Here is a 16109-nt window from a genome sequence, read left to right on the forward strand (position 1 = left end):
CGTCAGCGCAGGGCGTAGGCGCGGATCACCTCCTGGCTGAGCGTGTCGCCGGCGGCGTCGGCGGCCTTGAGCCGCAGCGAGACGAAGCCGCCGGTGGCCCGGGCGAGCGTGGTCGCGTAGCCGCCCTCGCCGGTGCCGCGCAGCCGGGTGGCGTGCCAGGTGGCGCCGTCGTCGTACGACACCTCCAGCGTCACGTCGCGGACCGGGCTCGCCGCCGCGCCCTCCTGGTGGGCCACCGCCAGCCGCAGGGTGCGCGAGGCGGCCTGGTTGCGCAGGTCCACGGGGGCGTCGAAGCGAGCCGTGAGCAGCGGCAGCACCTCGGTGCCCGCCGCGTGCCCGGAGGCGAAGGTCCACACGGCGCGGGTCCTGGTGGACAGCTTCGCCCACTCGGCCTCGTTCACCACGTCGTACTCGATCCGGTAGCGGGACCGCGCGGCGGGCACCGTGCCGGCCCCGGCGGGCAGGTAGTTCGTCCGCCACAGCAGCTCGTCGTCGCGGTAGAGCCGGAAGTCGGTCCTGAGCCCGCGCTCGAAGTCGCTGGTGTAGGCCTCGCCGAAGTTGCCGCCGCCGTCCACGAAGCCCTGCATGGACACGCGCAGCAGGTCGCCCTCGCGGCGGACCGGGTCGCCCGGGTTGACGCCCGGCAGCAGCGGCTGCTTGAACATGGTGCGCCCGGCGCGCTCCCCCGCCTCGTACGCGCGGAACTCCGGCGCGGACATCGACAGGCGCGGCGTGTCGGGGTGCGGCCACATGGTGTTGTACGGGCGTTCCGGGCTGATCGCCGAGGTGCTCCAGCGCACGCCGGGGTCGGGGGTGACGTAGTCGGCGCGGGTGCGCGGCACCTTGGCCAGGGGCAGGTTCGTGGAGATCGACATGCTGTCCCACGGCTCGAAGGGGAAGCGGGCCTCGTCGACGGTGACGTCGCCGGCGAGCTGGCTGTGGTAGGCGGTGTCGATCCTGGCCAGCGAGCGGGCGCGGACGGTGTAGCGGAGCCGGTCCGGCACCCGGCCCTGCTCGCGCAGGTACAGGTCGTAGCCGTACGGGCTGGCGGGCACGCCCTTGGCCAGCACCGGCACGGGCAGCAGGCGCAGCCGCGCGGTCAGCGCCAGCCCGTCCTCGTGGCTGAGCCGCACGGTCGGGACGGCCAGCCTGACCCCGCTGCCGCCGGTGGAGACGTCCGTGCCGGGCCGGTCGGCGTAGACGGCGACCATCGCGGCCCCGGCCGCCGCGGCGGCGTTGGCCTGCGTGGCGACCGGCACTCCCGGGGTGCGGCGGACGACGGCCAGCCTGCCGCGCAGGTCGCGGCGCGCCAGCTCCTGCGGGGTGCCGCGGCCGGCGTCCACGGCCAGGAGCAGGCGGGTGCCGTCGAGGCGCGGGTACTCGGCGTCGAGGTCGCTGAACTGGACCGGGTCGACGTACTCGGGGGTCAGGGGCAGCCCCGGCGCGGTGAACGCGATCTCCGGGGCCTTCAGCCGCCACCGGGTGGCCACGACGAACGTGCCCTTGGTGACCTTGCGGGTGGGCTGCACGAACAGCCGCTCCTCGATCTGCGAGCCGGGCGTGATGGTGGTGCCGCCGCGCAGCGCCGTGCCGCGCTCGCCGGCGCGGTACCACATGAGGGCGGCGGCGGCCCCGGTGTTGCGCTTGGTCTCGTGGTCGGGGGTCTCGACCTGCACCTCGACGGCCTTGCGGGCGTCCAGCACGAGCTCGGTGTCCTTGGTGATCGTCAGCTCCGGGTCGCCGAGCAGGCTCTCGTTGAGCGGTGTGCCGCTCGCGGTGCTGTCCTGGTCGGCGGGCATGGTGAAGACGTGGCCGAGCACCGCGTAGGTGCCGGGCCGCACCAGCAGGCAGGTGCCGGCGCCGTACTTCTGGTCGCTGCACGGCTGGGCCGGGTCGCCCGGCAGCAGGCGGCCGGCCAGGGTGCCCTCGTCCAGGTTCAGGACGGTGAAGCCGCCGCGGGCGGGCCGGCCGTCCCTGGCGACGCCGCGCACCCGCAGCTCGACCCGCGGCTCCTCGACGGTGGCGCTGAGCAGGGTGCGCACGGGCGGGCCGGCGCCCGGGACGGAGGCGGTCAGCTCCCGGCGCAGCGCGCCCGGCTCGGCGGCCTCGATCGTGACCGTGGCCCGCGCCGTCCCGGCGGCGGGGACGGTGAGGGTGGCGGGCTCGACGCGGAAGCCGTCCCCGGCGCTCAGGGTCAGCTCCGCCGGGGCCTGCCCGAGGTTGCGGTACGTCACGGTGCGGCTCTCGCGCCCGCCCGGCTTGATCCGGCCGAACGCCGCCGTACCGGACGCGGCTACGACGGTCTGCCGGAGCGCGGCGGCCACGTCGATCCGGCCCGCGCCCTGGGTGTCGGCGGGGACGCCGCCGCCTGGCACGGCCGAGGCCATGAGCAGCGACTTCAGCTCGGCGGCGGTGAGCCCGGGGCGGGCCTGGCGCAGCAGCGCCGCCGCGCCCGCCACGTGCGGGGCAGCCATGGAGGTGCCGGACATCGTGATCTCGCCGCCGCCCGTCCTGGCGGCGGTGATGTCCACGCCGGGGGCGGTGACGTCGGGCTTGACGGCGTCGTCGGGACCGGCCGGGCCGCGGCTGGAGAAGCCGGCCGGCCGGTCCTCGCCGTCCACCGCGCCGACGGTCAGCGCCTCGGGAGCGTCGCCGGGGCCGCCCACGCATCGGTCGCAGCCGTCGTTGCCGGCCGCGACGACGAACAGCGTGCCGTGGGCGGCGCTCAGCCGGGAGACCGCGTCGGTGAGCGGGCCGCCGGGCTCGGGCGAGCCGAGGCTGAGGTTGACGATGTCGGCGTGCTGCTCGACGGCCGCCCACTCCATGCCGTCGATGATCCACGACGACAGGCCGTAGCCGTCGGCGTCCAGGACGCGGCCGTCGAGCAGCTTCGCGCCGGGGGCGACGCCCTTGGCGCCGGCCACCGTGCTGGCGACGTGGGTGCCGTGGCCGTGCGGGTCGCCCGCCGCGTCCGTGCCGGTGAGGTCGCGGCGGGCGGCGACGCGGCCGGCCAGGTCGGGGTGCGTGGCGTCCACGCCGGTGTCGAGGACGGCGACGGTCGTGCCGGCGCCGTCGAACCCGGCCGCCCACGCCGCCGGCGCGCCGATCCGCGGCACGCTGTGCGCGAGGCCGGGGCGGACCTTGCGGTCGAGCCAGATCTTGGTGACACCGGACAGCGGCCCCGCCGCGAGCGTGCCCGGCGGGGCCGGCCGGGTCAGCTCGGCGCCGAACCGGGGCGCGTCGGCGGCGGCCAGCGTGACGCCGGCGCCGCCGATGCTCTCCAGCGTGCGCACCTGCCTGACGGCGGGGAGCGCGGCCTTCGGGGCGTTCGCGGCGTAGGTGAGGATGAGCGGGAGGTCGGCGCCGTACCCCTCCCCGGCCAGGGCCGTCACGTTGAACAGGGCGCCGTCGAGCCGGGCGGGCACCAGGTCGGCGACGTCGTCGGGGATGACGCTCACCTCGCCGTCCGCCTCCAGCACCTGGAACGCCGGCACCGAGCCGTCGGCGCGCGGCGCGGGCGTGACGGTCACGGCGCTGTGCCCACCGTCCACGGCCCGCACGCGCACCCGGTCACCGGTGATGAGCGTGATCTCCTGGCCCGCCGCGGCGCCCTTGAACGCCACGGGCACCTCCGCCGTGGCCCGCGCGGCCTGCGCCGGCTGCGCTGACTGCGCTGACTGCACCGGCTGCGCCGCCTCGGCGCGCGCGGTGGGCGCCGCGAGCAGCGCGGCGGTGAGGGCCAGGGTCCCGGCCGTCACCGTCCCCCGCCGCCGACGGCCCGCCCGCCCCAACCTGCCCGGCATGGACGACCTCCCCGAGTATCGGTAAGCACGAATACCGAATTCCTAGCCACCCCTATCTGCGGCTGTCCATGAGCTGCACCTGGCCAGATCACGACTTGTCGTGAACTCGCCATCGCCGCCGGGCCTTGGCCGCCGTCCCCGCGCGGTCTACACTCGCCGCGACGCCCGGGAAGGAGACCATGGACACCGGCACGCTCCCCGTCCCCGGCGCGGAGCTCTACTACGAGGTCCGCGGCACGGGCCCGGTCCTGCTGACGATCCTCGGCGGCGGCACGGACGCGGCGATGGCGGGGCCGCTCGCGGCCGCGCTGGCCGCCCGCTACACGGTCGTCACCTACGACCGGCGCGGCTTCACCCGCAGCCCGCTCACCGGCCCGCCGGCCGCGCAGCGCCTCGCCGACCACGCCGACGACGCGCTGCGCCTGATCGACGCGTGCGATTTGGGGCCGGCGAACGTGTTCGCCACCCACTCGGGCGCCCTCATCGGCCTCGACCTGCTGGCCCGCCACCCCGGCCGGGTGCGGCGGCTGGTCGCGCACGAGCCGCCCGCGTTCGAGCTGCTGCCGGACGCGGCGAGGTGGCGGCGGCTGGCCGAGGAGGCGGCCGAGCGCTGCCGGCGCGAGGGCGTCGCCGCGGCCGCGCGGGTGCTCGGCGAGCAGACCGGCGTGAGCCCGCCGCCCGAGCCCGACCCAGGTCTGCCGGAGTGGGTGCGCGCCATGCTGACCAGGATGGCGGTCAACATGGAGACGAGCCTGCTGTACGAGCAGGTCCCGTTCGTCCGGCACGTCCCCGACCTGGCCGCGCTGCGGGCGGCCCCGCCGGTGCTCGCCTGCGGCGCGGACACCAGCGGGCTCATGCGCGCGTGCACGCTCGCCCTCGCGGGCCTGCTGGACGTGCCGGTCGTGGAGCTGCCCGGCGACCACGCCGGCTACCTCCGCGACCCGGCCGGGTTCGGCGCGGCGCTGCGCGGCCTGCTGGAGGCTTAACGAAAGTAGTTGAAAGGCATACGGTTGAGCCATGGCTGAGAACCCGGAACAGGTGCACTGGCGCGGCGTGCACCACCTCGCCCTGGTGACCGCGGACATGGACGCCACCGTGCGCTTCTGGCACGGCGTGCTCGGCGCCCGCCTGGTCACGACGCTGGCCGTCCCCGCGTTCAGGCACTACTTCTTCGAGGTCGCGCCGGGCAACACGGTCGCCTTCTTCGAGTACGCGGGCCAGCCGCTCGACAGCTTCGCCAAGCCGGCCGGCGTCCCGTACGCGCGGGCCGCCCAGTTCGACCACCTGTCGCTGCACCTGCCGGACGAGGACGCGCTGCACCGCCTGCGCGACCGGCTGAAGGCGCACGGCTGCGAGGTCACCGACGTCATCGACCACGGCTTCCTGCGCTCGGTCTACTTCAGCGACCCCAACGGCATCGCGCTGGAGGCGTCCTGGTGGACGGTCGACCCGACCGGCCGCCCGGTCGACTACTCCGACGAGCGGCTGTTCGCCGACCCCGACCCGGTGCCGGCCGTGCGCGAGCTGCGCGAGGAGGGCCGGCTGCGCCGCACGGTCGCCACCCGCCTGGTCGACGGCGTCATCGAGGACCTGGCCCGCGAGGGCATCACGCTGGAGCGGTGAACGGCGCCGGACAGCCGGGGACACCCCTGGAGCGCTGTGTCCAGGGGTGTCCGGTGCGGGCGATCAGGCGCAGGTGTAGCCGGACGGCGTCTGGGTGTTGCCGCTCGGGCGGGCCACCTGGAAGCCGAACGACGTGCTGGCGTTCGGGGCGAGGTTGCCGTTGTAGTTGGCGTTCTTGGCGGTGACGGTCTGGCCGCTCACGGTCACGGCGGCGTTCCACGAGCCGACCAGGGTGTGCCCGGAGGGCAGGGTGAAGGTGACCGTCCAGCCGGTGATGGCGGAGGTGCCGGTGTTGGTGACGGTGACGGGCTGGACGACGTAGCCGCCGCCCCACTGGGTCTGGATGGTGCCCGTGGCGGTGCAGCCGCCGCCCCCGCCCGGCCCCGACTCGGTGGTGAACGTGGCGAGCGCCGAGTTGGCCGACAGGTTCCCGGCCCCGTCGCGGGCGCGCACGTACACCTGGTACTGGGTGCTGGGGCTCAGGCCGGTCAGCGTGATCGAGGCGCTGGTGCTCTGGCCGAGCAGCGTGTCGGTGGCGCCCTGCTCACGGTAGACGTTGTAGCCGGCCATGCCGCTGCCGCCGGTGTCGGTGGAGGCGGTCCAGCTCAGCGCCGCGGAGTTGGAGGTGACGGTGCCGACCGTGGGCGTGCCGGGCGTGCTGGGCGCGGTGGTGTCGGGGTTGCTGCCGCCCGCGAGCGCGTCGTGCACGGCGGTGTAGGACGGCTTCTGCTGGTAGTTCTCGTCGTAGATGAGCGCGGCGCCCTGGCCGGAGAAGGTGTCCGGCACCCAGGAGTACTTGTCGGTGAAGCCCCAGATGGTGACGCCGGCGCAGGCGGTCACCGCCAGGCAGGCGTTGACGACGTTGCGGTAGTAGGTGGCCTGGGTGGTGTCCTTGCTGGAGTCGCGCGGCATCTGCATGCGCACGTCCAGCTCGGTCACCCGGACGGTGACGCCGAGCGCGGCGAAGCGCTCCATGTTCTGCTGCATGTCGCTCGGGAAGCCGTACTGGATGGCGAGGTGGCTCTGGAAGCCCACGCAGTCCACCGGCACGCCCTGCTGGCGCAGCGACGAGACCAGGTTGTACATCGCGGTGCTCTTGGCGTTGATGCCCTCGACGTTGTAGTCGTTGATGCACAGCTTGGCGTCGGGGTCGGCGGCGCGGGCGGCGCGGAAGGCGTCGGCGACGAAGCTCTGGCCGAGCGTGTTGTACCAGAACGAGGTGCGCCAGCCGCCGTTGTCGTCGAAGATCTCGTTGACCACGTCCCAGGAGGTCACGGTGGCGTTGCTGGCGTAGTGGCCGACGACCTGGGCGATGTGGTTCTGCATCGCCTGGCGCATGGCGCTGGCGCCGAGGCCCTGCACCCAGCCGGGCGTCTGCTGGTGCCAGACCAGGGTGTGGCCGTGGACCTGCTGGTTGTTCTGCGTGGCGAAGTTCACGATCTGGTCGGCGCCGGAGAAGTTGAACTGGCCCTGGCTGGGCTCGGTGGAGTCCCACTTCATCGCGTTCTCGGCGGTGACCTGGCTGAACTCGGTGCCCGCGATGGTGCGGTAGGAGGCCTCGTTGGCCAGCTGGCTGGTGGCGAGCGCCGTACCGATGAACTTGCCCTTGGCCGCGGCGTGCGTGCGCAGCGGCGCGCTGGCGTCGGCCGACGTGGTGGGCAGGAGGAAGGCTGCGACGATCCCCAGCAGGGTGAGGAGTCTGACGAGCGCGGACGAAAGCACGGACATCTACCTCCGAGGGCAGGCACTCGATCCGAAAGTTTCGATCCCTCTTGGATCGCATCGCAGACGGTATTGACATGCCAGAGGAGGGTCAATGCCAGGGCTCACCGGCGGCCAAAGCAGCAGCTAGGGCAGCGAAAGTATCGGCGTAGCCATGAAAGTTTCATGAGCCGTGTAACTCTAGCGCAACGTACTGACCGGTCGGTACTGTGATTTATCCAGAATAATCGTCCAGATGCGGGGAGCGTTCTGCACATGTCCCTTACGCACGCCCAGGCTCAGGCCCAGCTCACCGGCCCCGGCCAGCTCTTCGAGATGGAGGAGATAGGCGACACCGGGGTACGCACGTGGAAGCACGCACCCGCCAGTTACCGCGCGCTGCTGGAGATGAGCCGGTTCCACGGCGAGAAGCTCTTCCTGGTCTACGAGGACGAGCACATCACCTACGAGGACCACTTCCGCCGTGCCGCGACGCTGGCCAACCGCCTCGTGGACGACTACGGCGTGCGCAAGGGCGACCGCGTGGCCGTGGCCATGCGCAACTACCCCGAATGGGTGATCGCGTTCTCCGCCGCGCTGGCCGCCGGGGCCGTCGCCGTGCCGCTGAACGCCTGGTGGACGGAGGCCGAGCTGGCCTACGGCGTGAGCGACTCCGGCGCGAAGGTGCTCATCGCCGACGCCGAGCGGGCCGAGCGGCTGGCCGCCACCGGCGTGCCGATGATCGTCGTCAGGGGCGCGGCCACCGGCGGAGCGCGGACGTTCGCCGAGGTCCTGGGCGAGATCACGGCCGACGTGACGCTGCCCGAGGTGGAGCTGTCGCCCGACGACCCGGCGACGATCTTCTACACCTCCGGCACCACCGGCAACCCCAAGGGCGCGCTCGGCAGCCACCGCAACATCGGCCAGGCCCCCATGACGGTCGCGTACGGCATGATGCGCGCCGCCACCATGGCCGGCAAGGACCCCGGCGCGGCGGCCGGCGCCCGCCGCGTCACGCTGCTGACCGTGCCGCTGTTCCACGTCACCGGCTGCTTCTCGGCCATGACCGCGACGATGTTCAGCGGCGGCGGCCTGGTGCTCATGTACAAGTGGGACCCCGAGCAGGCGCTGCGCCTCATCGAGCGGGAGCGGGTCACCGGCATGATCGGCGTGCCGACCAACGCCTGGCAGCTCATGTCGCACCCCGACTTCGGCAAGTACGACCTGTCCTCGCTGGTCACCCTCGGCTACGGCGGCGCGCCCGCCCCGCCCAAGCTGCTGGAGCGCATCACCGAGAGCCTGCCCGACCGCGCCCCCTCCAACGGCTACGGCATGACCGAGACCAGCGCCCTGGCCATCGGCAACGGCGGCGCCGACTACCGGGCCAAGCCGGACAGCATCGGCCTGCCCGTCCCCGTCGTGGACGTGCGCGTCGTGGACCCCATGGGCGCCGAGCTCGCCCCCGGCGAGGTCGGCGAGCTGTGCCTGCGCGGCCCCAACGTCATCCTCGGCTACTGGAACAAGCCCGAGGCCACGGCCGAGACCTTCGTGAACGGCTGGGTGCACACCGGCGACCTGGCCAGGATCGACGAGGACGGCTTCGTCTACATCGTGGACCGCGCCAAGGACATGGTCATCCGCGGCGGCGAGAACGTGTACTGCGCCGAGGTGGAGGCGGCCCTGTTCGAGCACCCGGCGGTGGACGACGCCGCGGTGATCGGCGTGCCGCACGACGAGCTGGGCGAGGAGGTCGGCGCCGTCGTCCGGCTCAAGCCGGGCGCGACGGCCACCAAGGCCGGGCTGCAGGAGTTCCTGGCCGGGCGGCTGGCCAAGTTCAAGATCCCGGTGCACGTCTGGTTCCGTGCGGGCGAGCTGCCCCGCAACCCCGGCGGCAAGATCCTCAAGACCCGCCTCCGCCGCGAGGTCCTGGGCACCGCCGAGTCCTGACCGCTGCCTCCCGAACGGCCGCGTCCCTCCCCGGACGCGGCCGTTCGCCGTTCCCCGAGAATGAATTGCGCCGGTGTCCTCCCAGGTCACCCCGCCTGTCCGCACCTTCGCTTACCTGACGCGTAATCGCGGCCCCTACCCCGTGGCTGACATCGTTCGAGGTGTCGCAAGGCAGAACACCCAAGGAGGGCCCGATATGACCGCCGTCACCGTCACCGCCGACAAAGCCAGGTTCCTGCGGCTCGCGCTGACCGCCGACTCCGTCGTCACCGGCGGCAACGGCCTGCTCTACCTCGTCCTCGCCGGCCCCGCCGGCGACCTGCTCGGCGCGGAGGCGGGCCTGCTGCGCGGGATCGGCGCGTTCCTCCTCGGCTACGGCGTGGCCGTCGGCCTGCTGGCCGCCCGCCGCGACCCCGGGACGCCCGGCCCCAGGATCGTGATCGCCATGAACATCGCCTGGACGCTCGGCAGCGTCGCCGCCGTGGTGACCGGCGCCCTGGGCCTCACCACCGTGGGCGCGATCTGGGCGATCGCCCAGGCCCTGGCCGTGGCCGCCTTCGCCGAGCTGCAGATCATGGGCCTGCGCAAGGCCCGCGCCAACTGACCCGTCCGCTTTCTTCCGAAGGAGAGATTGTCATGACCGGCACCCTGGTCGAGCGCTACGTCGCCGCCTGGAACGAGACCGACGCCGACGCCCGCGCCAAGGCCGTGGCCGAGCTGTGGACCGAGGACGCCACCTACACCGACCCGCTGGCCGACGTCGCCGGGCACGCCGGCATCGCCGCGGTGATCGAGGGCGCGCAGGGCATGTTCCCCGGCCTGGTGTTCACCCCGGGCGAGGTGTACGACGCCCACCACCACCTGGCCCGCTTCACCTGGCACCTCGGGCCGGCGGGCGGCGAGCCGGTCGCGGTCGGCTTCGACGTGGTGGAGCTGGCCGAGGACGGCCGCATCCGCAGGGTGCTGGGCTTCCTCGACAAGGTCCCGGCCGCCTGAAGGGCCTGCCCGCGCCGCGAGGGCCCCGGGGACACGCCGACCCCGGGGCCCTCGCGGCTTGGCGTGCGAAAACGGTTTGCGACGGCCCGAGTGCGCCCCGCACAATGTGAGTTCGTGCCCGACCTTGCTAAACGCCTTTTTCGTCACGTTCGCATCGATATGAGCCCGTTGCGCGATTCGCGCGACTACCGGCTGATGTTCGCCTCCGGGGTCATCACGATGTTCGGCACCTTCATCTCCACGGTGGCGGTGCCGTACCAGATGAAGCAGCTCACCGGCTCCTACGCGGCGGTCGGCCTGGTCAGCCTCGCGGAGTTCGTGCCGATGGTGGTGTGCGGCCTGTGGGGCGGCGCCCTCGCCGACGCCGTCGACCGCCGCAAGATCATCGTGTTCGGCGAGCTGGGCCTGCTGGTCACCTCGCTGCTCCTCATGCTCAACGCCCTGCTGCCGAACCCCCAGATCTGGGTGCTCTACGTGGTGGGCGCGCTGTCCACCGGCATCGCCTCCCTCCAGCGGCCCAGCATGGAGGCGGTCTTCCAGCAGATCGTCAAGCACGAGCAGCAGGGGGCGGCGGCCGTGCTGTCCAGCCTGCGCTGGAACTTCGGCGCCATCGTCGCCCCGGCGCTCGGCGGCCTGCTGGTGACCTCGGCCGGGCCCGCGGCGGCGTACGGGGTGGACGCGCTGACGTTCGTGGCCTCGCTGGCGCTGCTGTGGCGGATCAGGTCGCTGCCGCCCGGCGACGACGCCGCGCCCGCCTCGCTGCGTTCGCTGGTCGAGGGCGTGCGGTACGCGACCGGCCGGCGCGACCTCATGGGGACGTACCTGGTGGACATCGCGGCCATGGTGTTCGCCATGGCGACGGCGCTGTTCCCGTTCCTGGCCGAGGAGCTGGACGCGCCGCAGGCGCTCGGGCTGCTGTACTCGGCGGGCGCGGTCGGCGCGCTGGCCGCCTCGCTCACGGGGGCGTGGGCCGCCCGCGTGCACCGCCACGGCCTCGGCGTGATCATCGCGGCGGCGTCGTGGGGCGCGGCCATGGCCCTCGCCGCGCTCGCCCCGGACCTCTGGCTCGTCGTCCTGTGCATCGCGCTGGCCGGCGCGGCCGACATGATCAGCGGCATCTTCCGCTCGACCATGTGGAACCAGACGATCCCGCGCGAGCTGCGCGGGCGGCTGGCCGGCATCGAGCTGCTGTCCTACGCCAGCGGCCCGATGCTGGGCAACACGCGCGCCGGCCTCATGGGCGACCTGGGCGGCGCCCGCTTCTCGCTGGGCTCCGGCGGCGTGCTCTGCGTGGGCGCCGTCATGGCCCTGGCCGCCGCGCTGCCGCAGTTGCGCCGCTACGACGCCCGCACCGACGAGCACGCCCTCGCCGAGCGCGACCGCCGCGAGGCCGCCGCCGAAGCGACCAGCTGACCCCCACGAGACGGCCCGCACACCACACCGGCCGCCCGCCCGCTGCGCCGGGGTCAGCCCGTCTCGCGCCACCCGTCGTACCGCTCGGCCAGCTCGTCCACCTTGCCGAGCGCCGCCTGGTCGAGCCCCTCGACGACGACCAGCCACTGGGCGTCCTCGGCGTCGTCCTCCCCGGCCAGCGTCTCGCGCACCACCCGCGGCACCCCGAGCCCGGGGAACCACTCCCCCAGCGTCCCGGCCACCTCCTCGGCGTCCTCCCGCGCCCCGAACACCAGCAGCTGCGTCATGGCGTCCATTCTCGCAGCCCGGCAGCGTATATGGCCTTTCACGCAGCGTGAGGAGATTACATTGGTAGCGTTGCGCCCATGACTGCCGAAGCGGTGACCGTGGGGATGACGTCTCCCTCACTGCCCGAGTGGATCTTCCCGCCCGCCCGGGGCTACCTCGCCGAAGACCTCGATCACCTTCCGGATCTGCCTGCGCACACAGAGTTGATCGATGGAAGCTTGGTCTTCGTGGACCCCCAGCGGCACTTCCATCACTGCGTCGTCCACCGGCTGCACATCGAGCTCGAAGAGTTCCTGCCGCCAGGTCACGAGGTGATCCAGGAGATGAGCGTCAAGCTGGCTCCGCGGCAACGCCCCGAGCCTGATCTCTTCGTCGTGGGGCCCGGGGCCCAGATCGACGGCGAGGTCACCTGCTTCGAGGCCGGTGACGTCGTGCTCGTCGCCGAGGTGGTCTCGCCCGATTCCGAGGTCCGCGACCGCGTCCGCAAGCCGGTGCTCTACGCCGAGGCGGGCATCCCGCACTTCTGGCTGATCGAAGAGGTCAACGGCAAGCCCGTCGTCTTCGCCTACGAACTGGAGCCGGTGAAGAAGTCCTACGTGATCACCGGCGCGCATCACGACCGGTTGAAGGTGTCCGTCCCCTTCGACGTCGACATCGATCTCACCACGCTCTACCGCAGCCGCACACGCTGAAGGGGGGCCGGCACACCCGGCCCCCCTTCAGCGCAGGTCAGGAGCTGCGGAGCTGGGCGCCGACCCGGTCGGCGGCCAGGGCGACCGCCGCGTCGCGGGCCGCCGTCGTCTCCTCCGCCGTCAGCGTGCGGTCCGGCGCGCGGAAGCGCATCGTGTAGGCGAGCGACTTGTTCCCCTCGCCCACCTGCTCCCCGGCGTACACGTCGAACAGCCGGATCGACTCCAGCAGCTCGCCCGCCCCGTCGCGCAGCGCCGCCTCGACGTCGGCGACCGGCGTGAAGTCGGGCACGATCAGCGCCACGTCCTGCGTCGCCACCGGATACGCCGACACCGCCGGCGCCTGCACCGGCCCCGGCATGGCCTGCTCCAGGCGGGTCAGCTCCAGCTCCATGGCCGCCGTGCGCGGCGGCAGCCCGTACGCCTCGACGACCCGCGGGTGCAGCTCACCGGCGTGCCCCACCAGCGTGTCGCCCACGTACAGGGCGGCGCACCGGCCGGGATGCCACGGCTCGTGCTGGTCGGCGCTGATGGACAGCTCCACCCGGGCCTCGGCCGCCACGAGGCGCGCGGCCTGCACGGCGTCGGCCCAGGACGCCTCGCGGCCCTTGCCCCACCAGCCGGAGCGCTCGAACTCGCCGGCCAGCACCACGGCGACCCGCACCGGCTGGTCGGGCAGCGCCGCCTCGATCGAGGCCAGCTCCTCCGCGCTCGGCCGCCGCTCGACGCCGAGCACCGGCGCGGCCTCGGGCGCGCCCGGCCGCGGCCGGTAGACCGGGCCGGTCTCGAACAGCGCCACGTCGGCGAAGCCGCGCCCGGCGTTGCGCACCAGGGTCTTCAGCAGCCCCGGCAGCAGCGTGGTGCGCATCAGCGGCTCGTCCTCCGACAGCGGGTTGGCCAGCCGCATGGCGACGCGCCGGGCGTCCTCCTGCGGCAGCAGCAGCCGGTCGAAGTCGTCGGGGCTGACGAACGGGTAGCTCAGCACCTCGACGTAGCCGCCCTCGGCGAGCGCCCGGCCGGCCCGCCGGCGCAGCCGCTGCCCCTCGGTGAGCCCGGCCCCGGCGGGGGCGCTCGGCAGCACCGACGGCAGGTTCTCGTACCCCTCCAGCCGGATGACCTCTTCGGCGAGGTCGTTGGGGTCGGTGAGGTCGGGACGCCAGGACGGCGGCGTGACGGTGATCATGTCGTCGCCGGTGACGGCCAGCCGGGCGGCCAGCGCGCCGCCGGTCACCACGCCGGTCGGGTCGACGCCGCCCTCGCGCACCGCGGGGTCGTCGCCGTCGGTGACGACGCAGCCGACCTGCTCCAGCCGGGCGACCACGGTCTCCTTGGCGTACGCGACGCCGGCGACCCGCCCCGGGTAGCCGGCCGGGATCGCGATGCGCGCCGGCGACACCTGTGCCTCGGCGTGCGTGACCCCGGGCCGGATCTCGGCCCCGCCCAGCTCGGCCAGCAGGCGCACGGCCTTCCAGGACGCGACGAGCGGCAGCTCGCGGTCGACGCCGCGCTCGAACCGCTTGGACGCCTCCGACACCAGGCCGTGCCGCCGCGACTCGCGGGAGATGCCGGTGGCGGAGAAGTGCGCGGCCTCGATGACGATGTCGGTGGAGGAGCCGGAGATCTCGGTCTCCAGCCCGCCCATGGTGCCCGCCATCGAGATCGGGCCGGACTCGTCGGTGATGAGGATGTCGTCGGGGTCGAGCTCGCGCACCACGTGGTCGAGCGTCTCCAGCCGCTCGCCCGGCCGCGCCCGGCGCACGACGATCTCGCCCCGCAGCTTGTCGCGGTCGAAGGCGTGCAGCGGCTGCCCGAGCTCCAGCATCAGGTAGTTGGTGACGTCGACGGCCAGCGACACCGGGCGCATGCCGGCCCGCGACAGGCGGGTGCGCATCCACAGCGGGCTCGGCGCGCCGGGGTCGAAGCCGGTGACCTCGCGCAGCACGAACCGGTCGCAGGCGCTCTCGTCGGCGATCGAGGCCGGCCAGGCCGGCCCGGTCTCGGCGGGCAGCTCGACGTCGGCGGGGTCGCGGAAGGCCACCCCGAACGCGGTGGCCGCCTCACGCGCCACGCCGCGGATCGACAGCGCGTAGCCGATGTCGGGGGTGATCTCCAGCTCGATCACGTCGTCGCGCAGGCCGAGCAGTTCGACCACGTCCGCGCCGACCGGGGTGTCGGCGGGCAGCACCATGATGCCGCCGTGGTCGTCGCTCAGCCCGAGCTCGCGCTCGGAGCAGATCATGCCCTCGGACATCCGCCCGTACGTCTTGCGCGCCCCGACCTCGAACCCGCCGGGCAGCACGCCGCCGGGCAGGACGACCGGCACGCGGTCGCCCGCGGCGAAGTTCGTGGCGCCGCAGACGATCATCCGCGGCTCGGCCTCGCCGGTCTCGACCTTGCAGTGCCTGATCGGCTTCTTGAAGCCGGTGAGCTCCTCGATCTCCAGCACCTGGCCGACCACGACGTTCTTGACGTCGTGGCCGTGCGAGGTGATGGCCTCCAGCTTGAGCCCGGCGGCGGTGAGCTTGTCGGCCACCTCGTGGGCGGTGACCGCCGGGAGATCGACATGCTCCCGCAGCCAGGAGAGCGGGACCTTCATCAGATCTCCATTCCGAACGGGAGCGTGAAGCGCACGTCTCCTTCGACCATGTCACGCATGTCCTCGGCGTTGTGCCGGAACATGAGGGTCCGCTCGATGCCCATGCCGAAGGCGAACCCGGAGTAGCGCGAGGGGTCGACGCCGCAGGCGATGAGCACCCGCGGGTTGACCATGCCGCAGCCGCCCCACTCGATCCAGCCCTCGGACTTGCAGGTGCGGCAGGGCGGGTTGCCGGGGATCGCCGAGGCGCCGCGGCAGACGAAGCACTTGAGGTCCATCTCGGCGGACGGCTCGGTGAACGGGAAGTAGTTCGGCCGGAACCGGGTGGTGATGCCCTTGCCGAACATGACCTCGGCGAACCGGTCGAGCGTGCCCTTGAGGTGGGCCATCGTCAGGCCCTCGTCGACGGCCAGGCCCTCGGTCTGGTGGAAGACCGGGGTGTGGGTGGCGTCGAGCTCGTCGGTGCGGAACGTCTTGCCCGGCGAGATCACGTACACCGGCAGCTCGCGCTGGAGCAGCGCGCGGACCTGCACCGGCGAGGTCTGGGTGCGCAGCACCATGCCGGAGTCGGTGGAGCCGACGAAGAAGGTGTCGTGGTCGGAGCGGGCCGGGTGGTCCTTGGCGATGTTGAGCGCGTCGAAGTTGAACCACTCGCCTTCGAGCTCGGGCCCCTCCGCCACCTCGTAGCCCATGGCGACGAACGCGTCGGCGATGCGCTCCTGCAGCGTGGTGAGCGGGTGGCGGGCGCCGCGCGGCCGGCGGTCCCACGGCAGCGTGACGTCGACGGTCTCCTCGACGAGGACCCGCGCGTCGCGCTCGGCCTCCAGCTCGGCCTGGCGCGCGGCCAGCGCCTCGTTGATCGTCCTGCGCGCGCCGCCGACGCGCTTGCCCGCCTCGGCGCGGGCGGCCGGCGGCAGCGCGCCGATCTCGCGGTTGGCCAGGGCGATGGGCGAACGGTCGCCCGCGTGCGCCAGCCTGGCCTGCTTGAGTGCGTCGAGGCTGTCGGCCGCCTTGATGGCCGCGATGGCGTCGGCCTCCATGCGCGACACCTCG

The 16109-nt window shown here is 73.4% G+C and carries 12 protein-coding genes; 7 read left to right on the forward strand and 5 right to left on the reverse strand.

The genetic code is table 11. The annotated features are described in order from the left end of the window. Positions 1-2: 2 nt before the first annotated feature. The gene (locus tag MF672_RS23155; RefSeq protein WP_242371437.1) at positions 3-3803 is read right to left on the reverse strand and encodes a S8 family peptidase; all 3801 of its coding nucleotides are present in this window, start codon (positions 3801-3803) and stop codon (positions 3-5) included. A gap of 179 nt (positions 3804-3982) precedes the next feature. Between MF672_RS23155 and MF672_RS23160 the strand changes: the two genes are divergently transcribed. Both MF672_RS23160 and MF672_RS23165 read left to right on the forward strand, forming a co-directional pair. After that, on the forward strand, positions 3983-4789 hold the full coding sequence (locus MF672_RS23160) for an alpha/beta fold hydrolase (RefSeq protein ID WP_242371436.1): 807 nt from the start codon (positions 3983-3985) through the stop codon (positions 4787-4789). A gap of 31 nt (positions 4790-4820) precedes the next feature. Beyond that, the gene (locus tag MF672_RS23165) at positions 4821-5426 is read left to right on the forward strand and encodes a VOC family protein (protein ID WP_242371434.1); all 606 of its coding nucleotides are present in this window, start codon (positions 4821-4823) and stop codon (positions 5424-5426) included. A gap of 63 nt (positions 5427-5489) precedes the next feature. On the opposite strand, the gene MF672_RS23170 is transcribed toward MF672_RS23165, so the two are convergent. After that, positions 5490-7154, reverse strand: coding sequence for an endo-1,4-beta-xylanase (locus MF672_RS23170; RefSeq protein WP_242371432.1), 1665 nt, complete (start codon positions 7152-7154; stop codon positions 5490-5492). A gap of 249 nt (positions 7155-7403) precedes the next feature. Between MF672_RS23170 and MF672_RS23175 the strand changes: the two genes are divergently transcribed. The 4 genes from MF672_RS23175 (at position 7404) to MF672_RS23190 (ending at position 11483) form a co-directional block, all read left to right on the forward strand. Further along, positions 7404-9074 carry a class I adenylate-forming enzyme family protein gene (locus tag MF672_RS23175; RefSeq protein WP_242371430.1) on the forward strand — a complete coding sequence of 557 codons (1671 nt, stop codon included), beginning with the start codon at positions 7404-7406 and terminating at the stop codon, positions 9072-9074. A gap of 196 nt (positions 9075-9270) precedes the next feature. Next, positions 9271-9678: a hypothetical protein gene (locus MF672_RS23180; RefSeq protein ID WP_242371428.1), complete on the forward strand. Its 408-nt coding sequence runs from the start codon at positions 9271-9273 to the stop codon at positions 9676-9678. 32 nt (positions 9679-9710) lie between these two features. Continuing rightward, positions 9711-10070, forward strand: a complete 360-nt coding sequence (locus MF672_RS23185; protein ID WP_242371426.1) for a nuclear transport factor 2 family protein — start codon at positions 9711-9713, stop codon at positions 10068-10070. A gap of 159 nt (positions 10071-10229) precedes the next feature. After that, positions 10230-11483 (forward strand): MFS transporter, encoded by a 1254-nt coding sequence (locus MF672_RS23190; RefSeq protein WP_242371424.1) that lies wholly within the window; start codon positions 10230-10232, stop codon positions 11481-11483. Positions 11484-11536: 53 nt separating this feature from the next. Here the strand turns inward: MF672_RS23190 and MF672_RS23195 are convergent, their stop codons facing one another. Next, on the reverse strand, positions 11537-11770 hold the full coding sequence (locus tag MF672_RS23195; RefSeq protein ID WP_242371421.1) for a hypothetical protein: 234 nt from the start codon (positions 11768-11770) through the stop codon (positions 11537-11539). A 78-nt stretch (positions 11771-11848) separates the two neighbouring features. Here MF672_RS23195 and MF672_RS23200 point away from each other — a divergent pair, with 78 nt between their 5' ends. Continuing rightward, entirely contained in the window at positions 11849-12463 is a 615-nt protein-coding gene (locus MF672_RS23200; RefSeq protein ID WP_242371420.1) for a Uma2 family endonuclease, read from the forward strand. A gap of 37 nt (positions 12464-12500) precedes the next feature. On the opposite strand, the gene MF672_RS23205 is transcribed toward MF672_RS23200, so the two are convergent. Both MF672_RS23205 and pheS read right to left on the reverse strand, forming a co-directional pair. Further along, the gene (locus tag MF672_RS23205; protein WP_242371418.1) at positions 12501-15056 is read right to left on the reverse strand and encodes a phenylalanine--tRNA ligase subunit beta; all 2556 of its coding nucleotides are present in this window, start codon (positions 15054-15056) and stop codon (positions 12501-12503) included. Next, positions 15056-16096 carry a phenylalanine--tRNA ligase subunit alpha gene (pheS, locus tag MF672_RS23210; RefSeq protein WP_242371509.1) on the reverse strand — a complete coding sequence of 347 codons (1041 nt, stop codon included), beginning with the start codon at positions 16094-16096 and terminating at the stop codon, positions 15056-15058. The genes MF672_RS23205 and pheS overlap by 1 nt, the downstream gene beginning before the upstream one ends. Positions 16097-16109: the final 13 nt, after the last annotated feature.

This window comes from Actinomadura luzonensis (assembly GCF_022664455.2).
Taxonomy (GTDB): Bacteria; Actinomycetota; Actinomycetes; order Streptosporangiales; family Streptosporangiaceae; genus Nonomuraea; species Nonomuraea luzonensis.